We start from the raw sequence: 21,374 nt of genomic DNA on the forward strand, positions 1-21,374 counted from the left end.
TTAACTATTTTTATTTTTTAAGTAATTGTTTTTTTTGTCTTTTACTTCATCAAAATAGTTATTAACATTAGTGCCTTGACGTTTTTTCTTTTGTCTTGCAATAATTAATTCACGTAAAATTTCTGCATCATATTTATTTTGCCCGCGTTCTTCGGCAATTCTTAAAATCAACTCTTCTTCTTCGCTTGTTGGTTTAGTAAAAGAATTTTCTTCTAAAATTTTGGCATTTTTTTTCGCAACATTAATAATTTCACCAAATGTTTTAGGACTGTTTGTATCAAGTTTTTCTAATTGTCTTGGTTGTTCAGTATTTGGTTTATTTTTTGATTTAGATATCAATTCTCTAAAACTATCTTTTGGAGCTTTATCTAAACTATCAATAACATCTTCTAATTTGTAGTTATTTTTAGTTACCATGTAGTGTTCTAAAAAATATTTGTTAGTTAAAAATTGTTGAAACAATTCAACAGTAACTTCTTCTTCTGTAATGCTAAACAATTCAAATAAAGCTTCACTGACAATTTGATTAACTAATTTTTCTTTTTCTTTACTTAACATAAATTCCTTATGACATATCTAGATTAATACTAATATCCCCAAATTTTGAAGTATCATTATCTGATCTTAAAATATCAACAATGTACATATCCTTATATTTTCTAGGTTTTTTAATTTCTTTAAATTTTATTCTTTGATTAATTTTATTACATGAATTAAATAAAAACAATTGTGCTAATTTTTGTTTTGCATAAGGTAATTTAATCAAAATTGTGATTTTTTTATATGGACTCTCAACACTTTTTAAATATTTATTAAATAAATTTGAAAGTTCAGTTTTAAATAATACTGAAGCTATTTTTTTATCTTGAATTAATCTTTTATTTTTAATATCTGCAATATAGTATGATGGTTTAATCTTTAAATTAACAATTAGGTTTCTATTAGCAATAACAACACCTTTATAACTAATTTTTTCTTTTTTAGCACATTCTTCTTGAATTTTTTTGCAAACAAATTGTGCATACTGTTCTATTGTAAATCTTTTTGTTTGAGGTTTATTTCTAGTTGATTTGTTAAATAATATGTCTTCTTTATCAATATTTATATATGCTAAATACTGGTTTCTCTCATTTCAAAAACCACTATCTGATCTATATTCTTGAAAATAATTATTTAAAAAATCATTATTAGTAACTTTATTATCAATATTAACTAATTCAATAGAACCCGCTACTAAGTTTTTCTTATTAAAAACAAATACTAATGGTGGTTTTTCAAAAACAATTTTGGCAGGTTTTTTTACATAATTTTTTAATCATTCATCTTGGAAGTAATAAGTTAAATCACTATAAATATCAACTTCAGCTTCAGTTGAACCCTTAAACTTAACTTTTAATTTTGTTGACATGAAAATCATTATTTTTAAAATAATAAATTTCATTTTGTTAATAGCTTCTTGAATTCTTAAACTTTTTAGTGGATCATTTTCTCATGATGAAAGTGCATTGTTAAAAACAACTTTTATTGAAGCAAAGTCAATATTAGATTTATTTGCAATTTGCGCAAAAACTCCAGCTTCAGTGTCAATAACATCAATGCTATACCCAAATTTATCAATTAGTTCTTTTAATTGTTTTGAATTATAAATTAAAGTATCTGCTGTTCCGATAACACCTGTTTTAAATCCCATTTTTAAATTTTTTAATTTGTTTGATAAATTTTTGTCATCAAAACTAAAAACATCTGGTTCATTTAAAATTTGTCCAAACTTAACATCTTCAAAAATTGTTAAATCTGAATCATGATAAATAAAGTTATTACCAAGAATAACATCTCCTGTTTTTAAATTAGAATTTGTTGATAATGCAATATCTACATTAATTATTGTTTTTACATTAGGAAATTTTTCTATTATGTATGTTAAAGCCATTGCAGCATTAGCTTTACCATAGCCACATGTCACAATTAAATAATTATTTGATTTAGTTTCTATTCTTTGTATTAAAACATTTTTTCATCAAAATTTTTCTTTAACAGTAAATTTTCCTTTAATGTTTTGTATATTATATTCAAAATATGTTGTCGAAATAATCGCTATCATTTATTTCCCTCACGTAAATATTAATAATATTATATATGTTATAATTATATTTACATATATATAATTAGATTTTTAAAAGTAAAACTTATTTTAACCTATTTATCATCATCAAAAAGTCTTTGTCTTCTTTGTTTATATTTTTCTTTTTTGATTTTCGCAATGTTTTCTTTAATGTGTTTTCTTCTAATATCTTTTTTAACTTTTTCAATTTGTAATTTACGTTTCTTTTTATAACCAGGTTTAACTTTTTTACCTTGAAAACTTTCAATAATTTTTTTAGATTTAATACTTAGTTCTGAATCTTCAATATAAACTTTTTTTGTTTTTTGCTTATTTGCATCTACAATGTCATCATTTACAATTTTTTTATTTTCAAAATCAATATTGATTAATTTTAATTTATTGATTAATTTTTCATTTTCATAATTAAAGAATACATAACTTTCGCCTTTATAATCTTTTCTTCCTGTTCTTCCACTTCTATGAATGTAATATTCAATATTTACTGGAAGATCTATAGAAATTACGTGACTAACTCCATCAATGTCAATACCTCTTGCGGCAATATCTGTTGCTACAATTCATTTAAATTCCATTGCTTGAATTCTTTTTTGCATAATTATTCTTTGTCTGGCATCTAGGTTAGAGTGAAGTTCTCCAACTTTTTGAATTCCTGAGTCTTTTATTCAACGAACAACATCAGAAACTTGCTCTTTTTTATTAACAAAAACCATGCATACATATGGATTAATTTTTTTTAATAAAAACTTAAATACTTTTTCATTATCTTTATTTCTGGTTCATAAAAGAATATGTTTTACATTTTTACTTGTAGGATTTTTTTCTTTAATATCAATAAATATTGTGTTCTTTAAATATTTTTTTAAAAATGGTTTTAAAGCATTAGGAATAGTTGCTGAAAATAATGAAATATTAGCAGTTTGTTTTGATTTGCTTAAAATAAAATCAACATCTTCTATAAACCCTAAGTCGAAAATCATGTCACATTCATCAATAACAAAATTATTTGTATTAGTTATTTGCAAAATTTTGTCTTCATATAATTTTTTTAATCGTGTTGGAGTACCAACTATTATTGTTGGTTGAACATTTTTTAAAAGTTCAACTTGTTTTTGATAGTCATCCCCGCCAACAAAAACACCAGCTTTAATATCTTCTTTATATTTAATAATTTCTTTTATATTTGCATATATTTGACGTGCAAGTTCCCTTGTAGGAGTAATAATTGTTAATTGAATTGTACTCAAATTATCAAAATCTGAATTATTAATTAGCGGTAATAAAAACGCATGTGTTTTTCCTGTTCCAGTTTGAGATTGTGCCACAATTGATCTTCTTTTCATCAATAATGGAATTACTTGTTTTTGAATATCAGTTGGTTTTTGAAACTTAATATTCTCCAATGCATCATAAATAAACTTCTTAAACCCAAAATCAATAAAATTCATAATTAACCCCTATTAATATAATTATATAAAATAATACAATATTTATTTTTATTTAAAATTTTTTTATAAAAAGTTGTATTATATTTAAGTAAAAAGCAATAGCTTTTTTAAATATTAAAAAATACAATTAGTGGAGGAAGAAAACAATGTTTTTGTTAGCAGACGCTAGTCACGCAACTATTTTTCAATTTTTACTAAGTGAAATGATAGGATCACTTTGCTTAGTATTTATTGGAAATGGAACTGTTGCTTGTTACGAGCTTAAAAAAACTAAAGGGGCAACTGTCACAGGTAGAAATGGAATGAACTGATTGGGAGTTGGAATAGGATATGGATTTGCAGTATTTGTCGGTGTATTATGTGCAGGTTCATCTGATCACCAAATCAACCCAGCAGCTACATTGAATGATATTGTTATTACAATAGCAAATAAATTAGGAATGTCTAGTAATCATGGCATAAAAACAATTTACAATGAAGTAGGAAATTTATGAGCACTTTGAGCAATTGGGGCAATAGTTTTCCAAATAATCGGAGCAATGCTTGCACAACTATTATTAGATGGAATATTTATTTTATCTTTCAGAGAAACTGAAGATAATGGAAAAATAATTGCCATGCATTCAACAACAAGACCAAAAACAGATAAGTCTTCAAAAAGTACAGCAATTAAAGTTGCTTTCTTTGAAGAATGCATTGGAACTTTCTTTTTATTATTTTCATTAAAAGTGGCATTCGGACAATTATTACCAACTACTTTAGCAGGAGAAAAAGATAGTACTATGGTATTATTCTGATTTGCAATTACAGCTGGAATAATTGTAATGTTATTAGTTATTTCTTCTGGTTCAGTTACAGGTCCAGCCTTAAATCCTTCTAGAGATTTAGGACCAAGAATAATATTTGCATTATTACCTTTACCAAATAAAGATAAAAACGATGCTGAATGAGAATACGCTTGAGTACCAGTTTTTGCGCCACTTACAGGTGGTTTAATGTGCGGTTTATTAACATTAGCAATTGCCGCAGTTCAATAAAAAATTAAAATAAAAAAATATGGTTTAGCCATATTTTTTTATTTTAATAAATAGTCTTCACCCTTTTCAACTTCAACTTTTGATAAATCCATATAATCTCATTGTCTTAGTACTTCATATATACAAATAGCAACAGTATTGGAAACATTTAAACTTCTACCCTCTTTTACCATTGGTAATCTAAAACAATTATCAATATTGGCTTTTAAAATATCTTTTGGAATACCTGTTGACTCTCTTCCAAACATAATAAATATTTCATCATTAACTTTTGTGAAATTATTATCTGATAAAGGTTTTTTGCCATATCTAGTTAAACAAAATAATTTAATTTGTTTATTTTTATTACAAAAATCATTTCAATCATCATATAAAACATATTCACATCCCTCAAAAGTATTTGCACTGCTTCTTGCAAAATTTCTTTTGTCAAATATAAAACCAAATGGTTCGATTAAATGAAGTCTTACATTTGTTAATGCGCATGTTCGCATAATAGAACCAACATTATTAACAATTTCTGGTTCATATAAAATAACATTAATTTTTCTCATGCTTACCTTTACCTTATTATTAGATATTATACTTTATAATTTTAGTAAGGTGATTAAATGAAATTTAATAGTTTATCAAATAATGTTTATTTAAAAAATAATCTAGTAGTTAAAGAATCTAAAAAAGAAACTAGAACTTTTTTAGATAAAAAAAATGAATACAACTTTTTAAATGAAATATTAAATTGTGATGAAAATATAATTTTAAAGCCTATTTATTTTAAAATAGAAAATGAAAAACTATTTTCTCATTTTAACTATCTAAAAACTTGAAACACAATAGATATTAAAAACTTAAATAAAGAAAAGTTATTATTAATATCTGAAGCTATTGTTAAATTTCATAATTTAAAAATAAATAAAAATAATATTAAAACGTTTAATCATGAACATTTTTTAAACTTGTTTTTAAAAAATGTTCATGATAATGAATTAATTTTTGATAAAGAAAAATTAAATGTTGTAATTAAAAAATTAGATAGTTTAAATGCTAATAACTTAGTTGTTAGTCATAATGACTTGATTAAAGATAATTTTTTAATAAAGGAAAATGAGATAAAAATAATTGACTATGATTTTGTTATGTTAAATAATAAATATTTTGATCTAGCGAGTTTTATTAGCGAGTCGCTTGTTAATGATAAAGATATTATGGTTTTTGTTAATGTTTTATTAGATATTAATTATATTAATAAACAAGAATTAATATATGTTAAAGAAGAAATTTATTATCAAGATATCTTGTGATATTATTGGGCAAATTATATGTGAGAAATAACTTCTAATAGTAATTATAAAGAAATAATGGAAATTAAAAAAAGATATGTTTTTTCTAGAAAGTTACCCTTCTAGAATTTAATATCTTTTTCTTTTTCTTTAGCTTTTTTTTCTTTTTCATCAAGTTTTTGATTTATTTTAGAAACTTTATCTAAATGCTTATTAAGTTTTTCATCCACTAATTTTAATTTTTGCTCATTTTTTAAAAGTTTTAATTCTTGTTCTGTATTTATTTTTTGAATTTTTAAATTTATTTTTTCAATTCTTTTTTTATCTTTTTGAGAAATTTCACTAGAGTTATTTAACAAAAGATTATATTTGTTTTCATATCATTCTTTAATTTTAAATTCTCTATTTAATAGAAATCAGTGAAAAACAGCACCACAAATAATTCCAACTATACCCATAAAAATTGCAACTATAAATCTAATAATTAATTCTATTGTTTCTTTGTGACTAGAATTAGAAAGCATATTATCAACTAATGGTTTTGAAAAAATAACTGTAATAATAATTAAAACAAAACCCGTATTAAACATAAACATTTCTGATTTGATCAATGCAAAGATATAAAACAAAATGCAGCTTAAATAAACTCAAAAAATATATCCGATTGTTACTAATGCTCTAGTTATATTTTTGTGTGTTAATGTAGTTAAATTAAAATCGTACCCAATTGTTAATCAAATAATTATTCCAGGAATTAGAGATGATATAAGTATTCAAAATGTCATTAAAAAAAAATCTGTTTTTTCATCAATGGATTCTTTTGTTTCAAAACAAATTCTCGTGATTCAAGTTCTCATGTTAACCTCTATATAAAATAATTATAAATAAAAAACTGACATAAAGTCAGTTTTGTTTCTTTTGGAGCGGGTGAAGGGAATCGAACCCTCACAGTCAGCTTGGAAGGCTGAAGTTCTACCATTAAACTACACCCGCATTACAATAAAATATTATATAATATTTATATTTTTTCAATAAAATTTATATAAAAATAATATTTTATTATTTTCTAATTTTTAGTTTTTCAATTATTGCTTTATAGCGTTTTACATCATTTCTTAATAAGAAATTTAATAATCTTCTTCTTTGAGCAACTTTTTTTAATAAACTTCTTTTTGAAGTAATGTCTTTTTTATGGATTTTTAAATGTTCTGAAAGATTAGCAATATGTAAAGTTAAAATTGAAATTTGAACTTCTGCACTTCCTGAATCTTTAGCACTATTTCCATATTTTTTAATAACACTTTCTTTTTGTGTTTTAGTTACCATTTTGGACCCCTTTTTGTGTTTGTAAATCATTGAAGCAAAGGTAAATTACAAAGGGATAATTTATCAATGCATCAAATACAAAAAAATTATATATTATTTTATAAAAAAAAACCACTAATTTGTGGCTTTTTTGTTTTGTTCACTTGGTATTAAATCAAACGTTGGAAGCTCAATTTTATACTCAGATATTTTTTTATTAAATATAATTTCATAAACTTCATCATAAGTTTTAGCAAAACTAATTTCTAACTTATCTTTAACTTCTTTCGGAATTGCGTCAAGATCTTTTTGGTTTTTAAAAGGAATAATTATTCTTGTTAATCCACTTCTGTGCGCAGAAATAGATTTTTCCTTTAATCCACCAATTGGAAATACCAACCCTCTTAATGTTATTTCACCAGTCATACCAATTTCTCTAGAAACAGGCGTTCCTGTTAATGAAGAGATAATTGCTGTAGTTATTGCAACACCAGCACTTGGACCATCTTTTGGAACTGCTCCTTCTGGTACGTGAATATGAACATCGTTTTGTGCAAATACTTCTTTCGGAATACCAAATCTTTTATAGTTTGACTTTACATAATCATATGCAATAGCAGCTGATTCTTTCATAACATCACCAAGTTTACCAGTTAAGACCAAACCACCTTTTCCAGGAAAATGAGTTACCTCAATTGGTAAAATATCTCCACCATATTGTGTATAAGCAAGACCAGTAACAACTCCCGCTTGTGATACTTCTTCTTTTAATGTATGTTCAAATATTCTTTTTTTAAGCATTTCTGTAATTACTTCTTTTGTAACAACTAGTGAAGTAATTTTGTCTTTAATTTTTTTAACGATATATTTTCTAGCAACAGATGAAATTAATCTTTCCAATTGTCTTACACCAGCTTCTCTTGTGTAATATTTAATCATTTCATCAATTGCTTCATCAGAAATTTTTAGTTCTTTTTTATCAATATTATATTCTTTAAGAATTTTTGGAACTAAATGTTTTTTAGCAATGGTTTTTTTCTCAATTTCTGTATAACTTGAAAGTTCTATCATATCCATACGGTCATATAATGCTTCTGGAATATCACCTGGATAGTTTGCTGTTGCAATGAAAACAACATTTGATAAGTCATACTCTTCTTCAATATAGTGATCTGAAAAGTGTGAGTTTTGCTCTGGATCAAGTACTTCTAACATTGCTGAAGCTGGATCACCCCTATGATCTTTTCCCATTTTGTCAATTTCGTCTAATAAGAAAACTGGATTAATTACTTTTGCTTTTTTCATTCCTTGAATAATTCTTCCAGGTGATGAACCAATATAAGTTTTTCGATGTCCTCTAATTTCAGCTTCATCTCTAACTCCACCTAGAGAAATTTTTACAAAATTTCTATTCATAGATTTGGCAATAGATTTGGCAAGTGAAGTTTTTCCTACTCCGGGGGGACCTACTAAAGTAATTATTTGACCTTTAATTTTATTTGTGTTTTGTTTAACTGCAAGGTATTCAATAATTCTTTCTTTAGGTTTTTCAAGTCCAAAATGATCTTCATCTAAAATTTTTTGTGCTTTTTCTAAGTTGATATTTTCTTCTGATTTTTCAAATCATGGAATTGACATAATTCAATCAATATAACTTCTTAAAACATTTGCTTCTGATGAACCTGGATGCATTGATTCTAGACGGTCAAGTTCTTGTGAAATTCTTTTTTTAATATAATCTGGATATGGATTATCTTCAATCATTTTACGATATTTTTTTAAATCATCATTTTCTGCATCTAATTCGCCAAGTTCTTCTTTAATAACTTTTAGTTTTTCTCTTAAAAAATATTCTCTTTGTTGATTATCAACTTTAGTTTTAATTTTTTTTGAAATTGATGATTCTATATCAGAAGATGCTTGTTTTTCTTCCATAATTTTAATTATTAATTCCATTCTTTTAATTGGATTAATTTCTTCTAATATTTCTTGTTTTTTAGCAATAGAAATAAATGGAATTAGTTGCGCTGCTGAATCAACCAAGAAATCAGTATCTTCTTTATAAGAAGGATTATTTAATATATCCTCAATTTCTGAAGGAATTTCAGCATTTTCTTTTGCCAAACCTTCAATTAAATAAATAATTTTTTTAGAATTTTCTTCTGAATTATTAATTGGTTCTATTTCGGTGTAAGTAGCAAAAAATGTATCATTTTCTTTCGAAAGCTTTAAGTCTTTTGCTCTTTTTAATGATTTCACATTTATTGATAATGTTCCATCTTTTCATTGTTTTTTAATTGTGAATGTTGCTAAAACTCCGAACTGAAAAATGTCTTCTGGTTTAACATCATCTTTTAAAGGATCTTTTTGTGAAACAAGAATTATTTCATTATTAAATTTCTCTTTTGACAAATTTAAAGCTTGAATAGTAACATCCCTTCCAATTTCTAGAATTTGTTCATGTTTGGGAAATACGAAGCTTCCCCTAGTAACTAGTGCTGGTATTTTTTTCATAATAACTCCTTTTACAATAAATATATTATCACACTTTTAGCACTTAAACAATGAAAGTGCTAAAAAATATACTTATTAATTTGTTTTTAAATATTTATAAAAAATAGAATTTTTTATCCATTGTTTTGGAATAAAAATTCTACGATTTTTTCTCTAATTACTTCTTCCGCAATTTGTTGTTCTGAAATTATTTTGTTTTTTAATAAATAATCTTCTTCAACACCAAATGATGTTGCTATAGCTTTTAATTTTTCTTTTGATTCTTCATCACTTACAACAAAATTTTCTGAATTTCTAACGTGATCAGTTACTAAATAACTTTGTAATCTTGCTGTGGCGTCATCAACAAGTTCTGCTTTTATTGCTTCATTTGTTAAACCAGTTTGTTCTTGGTAGATTTTCATTGTTAAACCTTGAGACATAACTTTTTGTTCAAACTCTTTATAAAGATTTTGTACTTCACCATCAATTGCTGATTTTGGAATTTCAATTTCTGATGCTTCCACAATTTTTCTAATTACATTGTTAACAAAAATATTTTTGTTATTTTCTTGTTTTTGTTTTTTAATATTTTCTGTAATATATTCTTCTAATTCTTTATAAGTTTTAACATTTTTAATATTTAAATCTAGTGCTAATTCATCATCTTTTTTAGGTAAAATTCTTTCTTTAATTTCTTTAATATCTAATTTAAAGATTGCTTTTTTATTAGAAAGATCTTTTACACCATAGTCTTTCGGAAATTTAACTTCAATTTCTGTTTTACCAAGTTTTTTTCCTATCATAGATGTTTCAAAACCAGGAATGAATTGATTAGAACCAATTGTTAATTTATAATCTTGCGCTTTTCCACCCTCAAAAGTTTTTCCATCAACAAAACCTTCAAAATCAAATACAACAACATCACCATCTTTAATTGCAGCAGTTTTTGCTCTTGTTTTTTCTAAAGCCATTTTATTTCTTTGATCTTCAATTGCTTTTTCTAGTTCTTCTTTAGTTACTTTTGCCTCTTCTTTAACTAAATCTTTTCCTTTATATCCTGTATAACTATTGATTTTGATAATTGGTTTTAAATCAAATTCAAATACTATTTCACACATTTCTTCATTTATTTTAGTAACCTTTGGTGCAGGTGAAGAAAATGGTTCAATTTTAGTTTCTTGAGATTTAGCAAAATCAAATGCTGGCATAATTGCGGATCTATATGCTTCTCTTAAATATTTATCTGGTGTTAAATATTTAACTATTTCTGATTCTGGGGCTTTACCCTTTCTAAAACCATCAATTTGAACATTTGCTCTAACCCTGTTTTTTCCTTTGACAACTAATTCTTTTCATTCTTTACCATCAATTGTAATAATTCATTGCCCTTGTCCAACCACTTTGGATTTTTGTTCTTTAAAATTCATTATTTACTCCTATTTAACTTTAATTAATTATAACAAAATCTATTTATTCTTTTTATGTAATTTTGATTCAATAAGTGCAATCTCTTTTTGAGAATCAATTATTTTTGAATCAATTTCATACATTTTTTGTTGTTCTTTTAGTGTTAACTCTTTATTTGCCAAGTCTTTAAAGCGCACTTCTTTTATATTTAACTTAGATTTATTAGCTAACATTTTGTCAAGTTTGTTTTCTTCTTTTTTTGAACCAATGTTGTCATATTTTTTTAATGTTTCTTTGTTTCATTTACGTCTTTTTTTAACTTCATCCATATGTTTTTTATCAGATTTTTTTAATGATTTGTTTAAAATTTTTTCATTCTTTTTATTAAGTTTAGCCATTGTTCTTTTATATTTAAGTTCTTTTTTTAAATCATCTAAAAGTTTTTCTTTTAAATCAATTAATCTTTCTTTTTCATTAGGATTAATTGATTTTGGTTTTTTAGAAATTACAGGTTTTTTACTAATATCATCATTTTTATCGAAAATATCAATTTCTCTTTCTGCAAAAAAATCTAAACTGTATTTTGACTTGTCGTTAAACTCATCAATAACATTCATTTTATAATCTTCCACAGATTTTTTTCTCTCTATATTAAACTTTTCAATATTTATTTTAGTTAAATTGTCATTAAGAATATTGTCATTAAATTGTTTTGCAAAGAAATCTGCATTTATGATTCCTTCAGATTCATTATTGTTTAAGTCTGCTAAATTAACATTACTTAATAAATTTTGGTTATCTAGTTTTTTAACTTGTTTTTGTATAACTACTTTTTGTTTTTGTTTAATTGCTTGTTTTTTTAATTTGGCTTTTTTCTTTGCTTTATTTTTTAATTTATGTTTTTCAATTCATGAAAGTTTAACTTTTTGTTTTTTAACTTTGGCAACTGATTTTTCAACTGATTTTTCAACTGATTTTTTTTCTTCTTTAGATTTTTTAACTTTAGTTTTTTTACCATCATTTATAAAATTTAATAATTCTGGATCTGGTGCTTGGTTTATAACAATCTCTTCTTCATCTTCAACTGGTAAGTTGTTGCTTTCAAAAACCTCCATATTATCGTGTTGGGTATTTGAAAATGCACTGTAACTCGAATTTGAATTATTATCAATCCCATTTCTATTCATAAGATTCATTCTAATATCAATCGGATTTACTAGTTGTTTTTTGATTCCTAATCTATCTCTTCAATTTTCAATAGAATTATCCTGAAATTTATCTTTATTTTCATCAATTTTATACAAATCATTTCAATATAACTTTAATAGGTTATTAAAGTGATGCTCTCAAAATTTTTTCAAATCTGACTTATAAAAATTATCATCTTCTAATAATTCAATTTTTGAAAATGCTTTAATTAGGTGCTTAAATTTTGGTTTGTTATCAAGATTAAACTTGTAAATAAGATCAAGGGCATCTTGACCATAATCTTGATTCACATACGGTCTATCTGGAATTAACCTTTTTTCTTTTGTGGTAAATGAAATTGTTTTATTTTTATATTTTGTAATTGCGTCAACCATGAGAAACCTTATTTATTAATATATATTTTATTACATTTAAAAAAATAAGCAATAATGCTTATTTTCTTAAATATGCAATGCAAATGTTTTGTGGAGATCTTCTTGTTAAATTTCTAAAAATATCTTCTAATAAATTTATAATCTTTTCTTCATTTATAATTATGCTTTTAGGATTTTCTGCATCATAAAAGTATTTAATAAAAACACGAATATCTTTATTTGATTCAATAAATACACCAACATCAAAGTTTTGATACACTTGTTTAAATTCTTTTACTAACTCTCTATCAATCATTTGTTTAATGACATTTTGAGAAATTTGAACATTTCCTTTATCATTTTCTAAATATTCTAAATACATCTAAACTCCTTAATTATGCTCTTCCAACATACTTGCCATCATTAGTACTTACAACAATTTTTTCACCATCTTTAATAAATAATGGCACGTTTAATTTATGACCTGTTTCTAGTACTGCTTTTTTTTGTGCTCCAGAAGTTGTATCTCCCTTAACAGCTGGTTCAGTTTCTGAAACAATTAATTCCACTTTATCAGGAATTGTTATTCCAAGCAATTCATTATTAAATTGTGACATTTTAACCATTGTTCCATCATTTATAAATTTCAATTCTCATTCTAATGTTTTTACAGGTATTTCAACTTGTTCATATGAATCAACATTCATTAAAATGCAATTTTCTCCATCATTATAAAGATATTGCATATCAACTTTTTCAATTAAAGCTTTTTGAACTTTTTCACCACCAGTAAAGGTTAATTCAACCCTAGCGCCAGTTCTTAAATTTTTTACTTTTGCAGATACTTTTCCTTGTTGTCTTCCGGTTTTAGAAAATGAACTTTCTAAAACTACAAACAAATTATTATCGTATATAAAAGTTACTCCTGGTTTTAAATCATTTGCAGACATATTTTCTCCTTAACAATTATTATAATTATACATTAAAAATTTTATTTAGAAATTGAGGGTTGTTTTTTAATGCTTTTGTTTCTGTAATATTTTTTGATTCTTTTTGAATTAATTTAATAATTATTGCACCATCAATAGTTTTTACAAACATTCCTAGTTTATTAATATCAAATATTGTACCTACTTTTAAATCAAGTTTTTTAAATGATTGTTGTTCACTTGGCAAATCTGAAGCTAAAATTTTAATTCTTGCATTATTTAAAATTGAAAATGCTCCGGGTTTAATTGCTAAAGATCTAATAAAATTATGAATTTCTAAACTTGTTTTATTTCAATCAATTTTTTCATCTTCATTTTTTAGATTATATGCAAATGTAACTTTGCTTTCATCTTGAGGTTTTCCCTTTAACTCTCCATTTAAAACTTGAATTAATTCCTTACCAACTATATCACAAGAAATTTTAGAAAGTTTTGCAAAAATATCTTGAGCATTATCATGCAATTCAATCAAAATAGATTTTTGGAAATACACTTCTCCTGCATCCATTTGTTTAATCATTTTCATAAGTGAAATTCCAGTTTCTTTTTCACCATTTGCAATCGCTTTTTGAACTGGACTACCACCACGATATTTTGGAAGTAAACTTGCATGAAAATTAATGCTGTTTTTAAAAATATTTAAAAATGATTCTGGCAAAATTTTTCCATAAGCACAAGTAATTAAAAAATCTGGTTTTAAATTTAGTACTTCGTCATAGATTTCTTTCATTTTTGTAGGCTGAAAACATTTGATATTATTTTCTATACAAAATTTTTTCACACTATTTTGACTAATTTTTTGACCCCTGCCTTGTTCTTTGTCGGTTTGAGTAATTACACCAAGTATGTTGTAATGTTTATTTTCAAATAAAGTTTTTAAAATGTCTCTTGATATATCAAGTGTTCCGCAAAAAATAATATTAAACATTATGTGTGTATCCTTCTTTCTCAAATTTTTCTAGTGATTTTAAAATGGCTTCTAAAAGCACAATCATCGCCATTGTATCTCTATTACAATATTTAAGCATATTATTATAAATTGATTCATCCCATTCTTCTTGTGAAGTAAATTCATCAATATACATTCTAAATGATTCACTTGCCTTTGTTCCTTTGTTAATATACAAATCATCATATGACAATTCTGGGTAAAGTGCTGGTTGAGTATATTTAATTGAATAAGATTTTTTAAAATTTGGATGATATATTCATGTTGATTCCTTAGATGTATTCATTAAATTTTTTGAAGCCATTGAAAAGAAATTCATTAAATCTATTGTGTTGTTATAAATGAAAGCTAATGGTTTTTCATATTTGGGATATGCTGCAATCAATGATTTAATAACACTTTTTTCGAATGAATAATTATATGCAACATAAATTCCTGGACCTTTTAAAAACATATCTTTAATCATTTGTTTAATTAACATTTCTCGAGGATCTTTTCGTTCTTTAGCTAAAAATTGTGTATGTACAATTTTAGAATCATGTGATCAATTCTTTTCACAAATTATATCAAGTGAATATTGAAATGGAATCTGTTGATAAGATTTTGATTTATTAAATTTAGGAATTGCTCATATTGAAGTTTCAAAATCATACATATAAATTGGATATTTTGAATATCATTTATAAATCATATTCTTAATATCAGAAATTGATTTAGGATTAAAAATAGAAAACGGTTTGTTTTCAAGCCATCTTTTAATTACTTGCATTTGAAATTTTGGTTTTTGTACATCAAATTTATTATCTTGTGCTATTAATTTGTCAATATCAAAATCATCTAAATAAATTTTTCCGTATTTAATTTTGATTTCAGCACTCAATGATTTATTTCTAAAACCTAAATCAAAAACATTAAGTTTTTTATCATCAAATCATTCTAAAACATGATGGCAATATTTTTCTTCTGACATTCCGACTCAAGTTTTTTTATCAATTTGTGAATTAATTGCAATTTTATTACATGTTTCACTATTTAGAATTGGGTTGTCTAAATATTGAGATATGTTTTCAACATAAGTTTCAAAGTCCATTAATGTGTCAATATTATTTAAAATTTCAATAATATTTTTAGAACTTTTACTTTTTTCATATGTTGAATAAATTACTAGTAATTTGTCAATGTCAATGTCATCGTCAATACCATTATATTCAAGTTCAGAATCAATTAATTCTTCTAATTCATTTTCAAAATCTTCATATTTATATTTTTCAATTTCAATATCATTATCAACTATTGCACCTTTTCAATACATTTTACTAATAATGCATAGAGAAACTTGATCAACAATAAATCCACACATTTCTAAAATTTTCTTTTGGTAATACAAATCTAAAAAGTGTTCTTGTTTAATAGATGTTGTTGCTTTAACTTCAACAATTTCAACATGATTATTTCCATTATTAACTAAGATGTCACATCTAGTTCTTAGATTGCCATTCATAGCAATGAATGCTGGTTCAAAAAGATATCGAACATTTTCATCATTTAAATATGCTTTTGTTTTTGCCATTGCATCATTCATATTTGATATAAGTTCTAAACTTTCGCATCTTTTTTCTTCATTGTTTTTTTGGTTTTGAATTAAGTTTTTTTTAATAAACAATTGTCTCGCAAGTTCACCCACAAGATTACCATCTTCAATTGAAGAACCAGCAAATTGATCATCTATTAAACCATCATCTGAAAAAATTGACATAAACTTTTTTTTGTTTTCAAATTCTTCTAAAGATAATTCATTCTTTTCTAATAAGTATAAATAATATTCAAGATTATTAAATGCTCTTGAATTATTAAAACTATCTTCTTCTTCTACATTTTTATCAATTTTAAAAATGTATTTTTTGTTTTTTTGTAACTCTGCAGCTTTTTTAAAATTTTGAATATTAGAAAGTGCTCAAGCAACCTTGGGACAATTTCCTAAATAATTTTTAAAAGTTTCTTTGCTTACATAATTTTTCATACAATTATTATAATCTTTAAATAAAAAAATTCCTATTTTCTAGGAACTCATTTGTCACCATCAGATTTTACTGATTTATCTATATAATTTGATTTTTTAAGCTCAAGCGATTTTTCTCTCTGTTGCGCATTTAAATTTTTTTCATCAATTTTTAATTTTTTTAAACGAGCTTTTTCTTCTATTTTTAAAGCTTTTCTTTCTGCTTTAGATAACTTAATTTTCTTCTCAGCAATAGCAACTCTTTTTTCAGTTTCTTCAGTATCTAATTGTTTATTAACAATTCATTTTGTAGTATAAGTTTTTTTATCTTGTTTGGTAGTAATACCTTCAATTTCAAGAGCAATTTTTTCTCTAAATAAATTTGTCTTAGCTTCATAAATAGAAACAATAACGTCAAACACATCACGATATTTATATTCAGCACCTTTTCGTGCATAAACAGTGTCATATTGAACAATAACATTTTTTAAATTTCTGTTGGAATTTAATCAAAATTTAATTTCTTCTCTAACAACTTTTTTTCTTTTTTCTTGTTCTTTTTTTTGAGCTCCTCTACCTGTTATTGAAGTAACAATAATAAATATTGCAACAACAACAACTAGTCCAAGGATAATAATTGTACTCATTCCCATGATAATTTACCTTCTCCTAAATATTATACTTTAATTATTTTATTTTTCCCCCACCAAGACAAATTTCATTTAAATAAAGTACACACTCTTGGCCGGGTGTAACTGCTCTAATTGGAGTATCCATAAATACTTTTAAGTTATTCTCATCAACCATTTCCACAGTTACTTTAATATCAGCTTGACGATATCTAAATTTGGCAGTACATTCAAATTTATTATTAGCATATTTTTTATGATCTACAATTCAATTAAAATCTTCAACTTCACATTTATCGCTATTTAAAAAACGACCATCAGATAAAGGGCAAACAAAAATAATTTTCTTTTCAATATCTTTTCCGCACACATAATAAGGTTCTTTTTGACCACCAAGATTTAAACCTTTTCTTTGTCCAATTGTATAATACATTGCCCCAATATGTTGGCCAATAACTTTGTTAGTTTTTATATCAACAATATCACCAGGTTGATTAGAAATATAATTTTGTAAAAATTCTGTAAATTGTCTTTCACCAATAAAACAAATTCCTGTCGAATCTTTTTTTTCAAAAATATGCAAAGAATTGTCTTTAGCTATTTTTCTTATTTCTGCTTTTTCATATTCATATAATGGAAATAAAGTTTTTGAAAGTTTTTCTTGATTTAGTTCAGATAAAAAATATGATTGATCTTTAGAATTATCTTTGCCTTTTAATAACTCAAAATTTTTTGTAATTTTATTAAACTTAACACCTGCATAATGCCCAGTTGCAATATAATCAGCATTTAATTCTTTAACCGCATAATTTAAAAACATATTAAATTTAATATATTTATTGCACAAAATATCTGGGTTAGGAGTTCTCCCTTTTTTATATTCATCAATAAAGTATTTAAAAACATAATCTCAATATTCTTTTATAAAATCAACTCTGTGTAACTTAATGCCTAGTTTTTCAGCAACTTCTTTTGCATCATTGTAATCAACTTCTTGAGGACATATTTCTGATTCATTTTTATTACCTAAAAAATCATTATTAATACCACTATCTCAATTACGCATAAAAAGAGCTTCTACTTGATAGCCCCGTTTTATTAATAAATGTGCGGCAACAGCAGAATCAACTCCACCACTAAGCCCAACAATAACTTTTTTCATTTTAATATCCTTTTAAATAACAAAAGATGTTTTTAAAAAACATCGTTTTTTGGTGAAAAATTACTTTCTTTATTTAATTCATCAATAAGTTTTTTTTCAGTTTTAGATAAATGTTTGGGAACCACAATGTTTACAACAATGTTTAAATTTGTTCTTTTTGAAAAACTACTTGTTCCTTTGTACAATCCTTGATTTTTTAAAACTATTACTTCACCGTTAACAACTCCTTGAGGAATTTTAACATTTAAATTTTGACCTAAAAAATTAAATGTTTTTTCACAACCAGTAATAGCTTCTAAATAACTAACATCAAATTGTAATTCAAGATCATAATTTCTTAATAATTTCACTTTAACTGGCAATTGAACATCAATATCTGCATAAATATTTCCTCTTCGACCATTTGCGGCATAATTACCAAGTTCTCTAAATTGAATTTGTTGTCCAGGAATAACTCCTTGAGGAATTTTTAAATCAATTTCTTGTTCTTGTTTATTAATTCCTTTACCAGAACATTTTTTACAAATGTGAATAAATACTTTTCCTTTACCAGAACATTTATGACAAACTTCTTGACTTCTAAATTGCATTGGTCCCATTTGTTGAGTAACATAAACAGTACCTGCACCATTACAATTAGAACATGTTTTCACATCATTAGGATTTGGCGCACCAACTCCTGAACAATCTTTACAAACAACATCAATTTTAGTTTTTAAAACTTTAGTGCACCCACTAATAAGTTCTTTTAAAGAAAGTGTTATTTTAATTAAAATGTCTTTGGCACCACTTGTTTCGCTTGCATTTCTTCTTGAATGGCCACCACCAAACATAGAACCGAATATATCAGAAAAGAAATCTCCGCCACCAGCAGCATTACTAAAGAAATCTTGAAATCCCCCAAAACCTTCAAACCCACCGGCTTGTTGATTTAAACCAGCATGTCCATATTGATCATACATAGCTTTTTTTTGTGGATCTAGCAATACTTCAGCAGCTTCTGAAACTTCTTTAAACTTTTCTTCAGCATCTGGAGCTTTGTTTATATCTGGGTGGTATTTTTTAGCCAAGCTTCTAAATGCTTTTTTGATTTCATCTTTATCAGCATTTTTTGAAATGCCTAATACCTCATAATAATCTCTTTTTTGTTTATTGTCAGACATTTTAATATTCCTTACTTACTTAATTTTTGTTGTCATTATCTGATGAGTTTTCATCAGTTTTATTTTCGTCAGTGGTATTATTTCCCGCTTGACTTGCTGCCATTTGAGAAGCCATTTTCATCATTTCTTCTAATTCATTCATTTTAGCTTCTAATGCACTATAGTTTTCTTTTTGAATTAAATCATTTATTTCATCTGATAATGCTTTAATTTGTGCTTTTTGTTCTTCGCTTGCATTCGCATTTGGATCATTGATTGCTGATTCAATAATGTTTAAATAGCTTTCAGCTTTATTTTTTGTTTCAATATTTTTTTTCTTAACAGCATCTTTTTCAGCATTTTCTTCTGCTTCTTTAATCATTTTTTCAATATCGGCATCAGATAAACTTCCTGAATTTGATATTGTAATTGATTTTTCTTCATTAGTTGCTTTATCTTTTGCAGAAACTGATACTATACCGTTTGCATCAATTTTAAATGTTACTTCAATTTGTGGAGTACCTTTAGGTGCTGGTTTAATTCCACTTAGTTGAAATTGCCCAAGTGATTTATTGTCAGCAGCCATTGGTCTTTCACCTTGTAAAATATTAATATCAACAGCAGGTTGATTATCAACAGCAGTTGAAAATATTTGTGATTTTTCTGTTGGAATAGTTGTGTTTCTTTTGATTAATGGTGTCATAATTCCACCCATTGTTTCAATTCCTAAAGTTAATGGTGTTACATCTAATAAAAGTACATCTGTTACATCACCAGCTAATACACCACCTTGAATAGCTGCACCCATAGCAACAACTTCATCTGGATTAATAGTTTTGTTTGGTTCTTTACCACATAGTGATTTAACTAAGTTTTGTACACTTGGAATTCTAGTTGAACCTCCAACTAATAAAACTTGATCAAGTTTATCAGCTGATAATTTTGCTTCTTTCAATGCATCAAGAACTGGTTTTTTTGTTCTTTCAACTAAATCTTTAGTCATTGCATCAAATTTTGTTCTAGTTAATTTTGTTGAAAAGTTAACAGGTCCATTTGCATTCATTGCAATAAATGGTAAATGAATTTCTGTTTCTAATTGTGATGATAAATTAATTTTTGCTTTTTCAGCTTCATCTTTGAATCTTTGTAATGCCATTTTATCATTTGATAAATCTAGCCCTGATTCTTTTTTAATTTCATCGATAATAAAGTCAATGATTTTTTGATCAAAATCATCTCCACCTAATTTGTTATCTCCTGATGTTGATAATACTTCAAAAGTTCCGTCTACTAATTCAAGTACAGAAACGTCAAATGTTCCTCCACCCAAGTCATAAACTAATACTTTTAATTCTTGATTTTTTTTATCAATTCCATAAGCTAATGCAGCTGCAGTTGGTTCATTAATAATTCTTTCAACTTCTAATCCAGCAATTTTACCAGCATCTCTTGTTGCTTTTCTTTGAGCATCGTTAAAGTATGCAGGAACTGTAATAACTGCTTTCTTAATTTTTGAACCAGTTTTTTCTTCAGCAAATTTTTTAACGTATCTTAAAATTTCAGCAGAAATTTGTTCTGGTGTGTAATCTTTGTTTTCTAATTTAACTTTTTTAGTAGTCCCCATTAATCTTTTTATTGAAATGGCTGTATTTAAATTAGTAACTGATTGTCTTTTTGCAGCACCACCAACAATTATATCTCCATTTTTAATTGCAACAACTGAAGCAGTTGTTCTTAATCCCTCTGGATTTTCTAAAACTAATGGTTGTCCACCTTCAATGATGGCAACACATGAATTTGTTGTACCTAAATCAATACCTAATATTTTTTCTTTTCCCATAATTTTT

Annotated in this window: 19 protein-coding genes and 1 tRNA gene; 2 read left to right on the forward strand and 18 right to left on the reverse strand. The window is 25.4% G+C overall.

Annotated elements, in window-relative coordinates:
- From AACL01_RS02050 to AACL01_RS02060, 3 genes are all read right to left on the reverse strand, one after another.
- Positions 1-558, reverse strand: coding sequence for a hypothetical protein (locus AACL01_RS02050; protein ID WP_339022387.1), 558 nt, complete (start codon positions 556-558; stop codon positions 1-3).
- A gap of 7 nt (positions 559-565) precedes the next feature.
- A complete protein-coding gene (gene fib, locus AACL01_RS02055) occupies positions 566-2,101 on the reverse strand; it encodes a cytoskeletal motor fibril protein Fib (RefSeq protein ID WP_339022388.1) in 1,536 nt (511 codons plus the stop codon).
- A gap of 95 nt (positions 2,102-2,196) precedes the next feature.
- Positions 2,197-3,570 (reverse strand): DEAD/DEAH box helicase, encoded by a 1,374-nt coding sequence (locus AACL01_RS02060; protein WP_339022389.1) that lies wholly within the window; start codon positions 3,568-3,570, stop codon positions 2,197-2,199.
- Positions 3,571-3,716: 146 nt separating this feature from the next.
- On the opposite strand from AACL01_RS02060, the gene AACL01_RS02065 reads away from it, so the two are divergent.
- Positions 3,717-4,607, forward strand: coding sequence for an MIP/aquaporin family protein (locus AACL01_RS02065; RefSeq protein WP_339022390.1), 891 nt, complete (start codon positions 3,717-3,719; stop codon positions 4,605-4,607).
- Between the two features lie 38 nt (positions 4,608-4,645).
- Here AACL01_RS02065 and AACL01_RS02070 read toward each other — a convergent pair whose 3' ends face one another.
- The gene (locus AACL01_RS02070; protein ID WP_339022392.1) at positions 4,646-5,161 is read right to left on the reverse strand and encodes a tRNA (cytidine(34)-2'-O)-methyltransferase; all 516 of its coding nucleotides are present in this window, start codon (positions 5,159-5,161) and stop codon (positions 4,646-4,648) included.
- A gap of 57 nt (positions 5,162-5,218) precedes the next feature.
- On the opposite strand from AACL01_RS02070, the gene AACL01_RS02075 reads away from it, so the two are divergent.
- Positions 5,219-6,013: a hypothetical protein gene (locus AACL01_RS02075; protein WP_339022394.1), complete on the forward strand. Its 795-nt coding sequence runs from the start codon at positions 5,219-5,221 to the stop codon at positions 6,011-6,013.
- Here AACL01_RS02075 and AACL01_RS02080 read toward each other — a convergent pair.
- From AACL01_RS02080 to dnaK, 14 genes are all read right to left on the reverse strand, one after another.
- Positions 6,010-6,744, reverse strand: coding sequence for a DxFTY motif-containing membrane protein (locus tag AACL01_RS02080; RefSeq protein WP_339022395.1), 735 nt, complete (start codon positions 6,742-6,744; stop codon positions 6,010-6,012). The two genes, AACL01_RS02075 and AACL01_RS02080, sit on opposite strands and share 4 nt — an antisense overlap.
- A gap of 62 nt (positions 6,745-6,806) precedes the next feature.
- Positions 6,807-6,880: transfer RNA gene (locus AACL01_RS02085), tRNA-Gly, on the reverse strand.
- Between the two features lie 66 nt (positions 6,881-6,946).
- Complete coding sequence (rpsO, locus tag AACL01_RS02090; RefSeq protein WP_339022396.1) at positions 6,947-7,213, reverse strand: 30S ribosomal protein S15; 267 nt, start codon at positions 7,211-7,213, stop codon at positions 6,947-6,949.
- Between the two features lie 114 nt (positions 7,214-7,327).
- Complete coding sequence (lon, locus tag AACL01_RS02095) at positions 7,328-9,706, reverse strand: endopeptidase La (RefSeq protein ID WP_339022397.1); 2,379 nt, start codon at positions 9,704-9,706, stop codon at positions 7,328-7,330.
- A 113-nt stretch (positions 9,707-9,819) separates the two neighbouring features.
- A complete protein-coding gene (gene tig / locus AACL01_RS02100; RefSeq protein ID WP_339022398.1) occupies positions 9,820-11,115 on the reverse strand; it encodes a trigger factor in 1,296 nt (431 codons plus the stop codon).
- A gap of 39 nt (positions 11,116-11,154) precedes the next feature.
- Positions 11,155-12,678 carry a hypothetical protein gene (locus AACL01_RS02105; protein ID WP_339022399.1) on the reverse strand — a complete coding sequence of 508 codons (1,524 nt, stop codon included), beginning with the start codon at positions 12,676-12,678 and terminating at the stop codon, positions 11,155-11,157.
- A 58-nt stretch (positions 12,679-12,736) separates the two neighbouring features.
- On the reverse strand, positions 12,737-13,039 hold the full coding sequence (locus tag AACL01_RS02110; protein ID WP_339022400.1) for a hypothetical protein: 303 nt from the start codon (positions 13,037-13,039) through the stop codon (positions 12,737-12,739).
- Between the two features lie 13 nt (positions 13,040-13,052).
- Entirely contained in the window at positions 13,053-13,607 is a 555-nt protein-coding gene (efp, locus tag AACL01_RS02115) for an elongation factor P (protein WP_339022401.1), read from the reverse strand.
- A 25-nt stretch (positions 13,608-13,632) separates the two neighbouring features.
- Entirely contained in the window at positions 13,633-14,574 is a 942-nt protein-coding gene (fmt, locus tag AACL01_RS02120; protein ID WP_339022402.1) for a methionyl-tRNA formyltransferase, read from the reverse strand.
- Complete coding sequence (locus tag AACL01_RS02125) at positions 14,567-16,615, reverse strand: DUF2779 domain-containing protein (protein ID WP_339022403.1); 2,049 nt, start codon at positions 16,613-16,615, stop codon at positions 14,567-14,569. The genes fmt and AACL01_RS02125 overlap by 8 nt, the downstream gene beginning before the upstream one ends.
- A gap of 32 nt (positions 16,616-16,647) precedes the next feature.
- Positions 16,648-17,241 carry a hypothetical protein gene (locus AACL01_RS02130; protein WP_339022405.1) on the reverse strand — a complete coding sequence of 198 codons (594 nt, stop codon included), beginning with the start codon at positions 17,239-17,241 and terminating at the stop codon, positions 16,648-16,650.
- Between the two features lie 40 nt (positions 17,242-17,281).
- Positions 17,282-18,385, reverse strand: coding sequence for a tRNA 2-thiouridine(34) synthase MnmA (gene mnmA, locus AACL01_RS02135; protein WP_339022407.1), 1,104 nt, complete (start codon positions 18,383-18,385; stop codon positions 17,282-17,284).
- 32 nt (positions 18,386-18,417) lie between these two features.
- On the reverse strand, positions 18,418-19,548 hold the full coding sequence (locus AACL01_RS02140) for a DnaJ domain-containing protein (protein ID WP_339022409.1): 1,131 nt from the start codon (positions 19,546-19,548) through the stop codon (positions 18,418-18,420).
- Positions 19,549-19,567: 19 nt separating this feature from the next.
- Positions 19,568-21,367 carry a molecular chaperone DnaK gene (dnaK, locus tag AACL01_RS02145; RefSeq protein WP_339022410.1) on the reverse strand — a complete coding sequence of 600 codons (1,800 nt, stop codon included), beginning with the start codon at positions 21,365-21,367 and terminating at the stop codon, positions 19,568-19,570.
- Positions 21,368-21,374: the final 7 nt, after the last annotated feature.

It is taken from the genome of Spiroplasma endosymbiont of Crioceris asparagi (assembly GCF_964020035.1).
In the GTDB taxonomy this organism is placed as follows: domain Bacteria; phylum Bacillota_I; class Bacilli_A; order Mycoplasmatales; family Mycoplasmataceae; genus TIUS-1.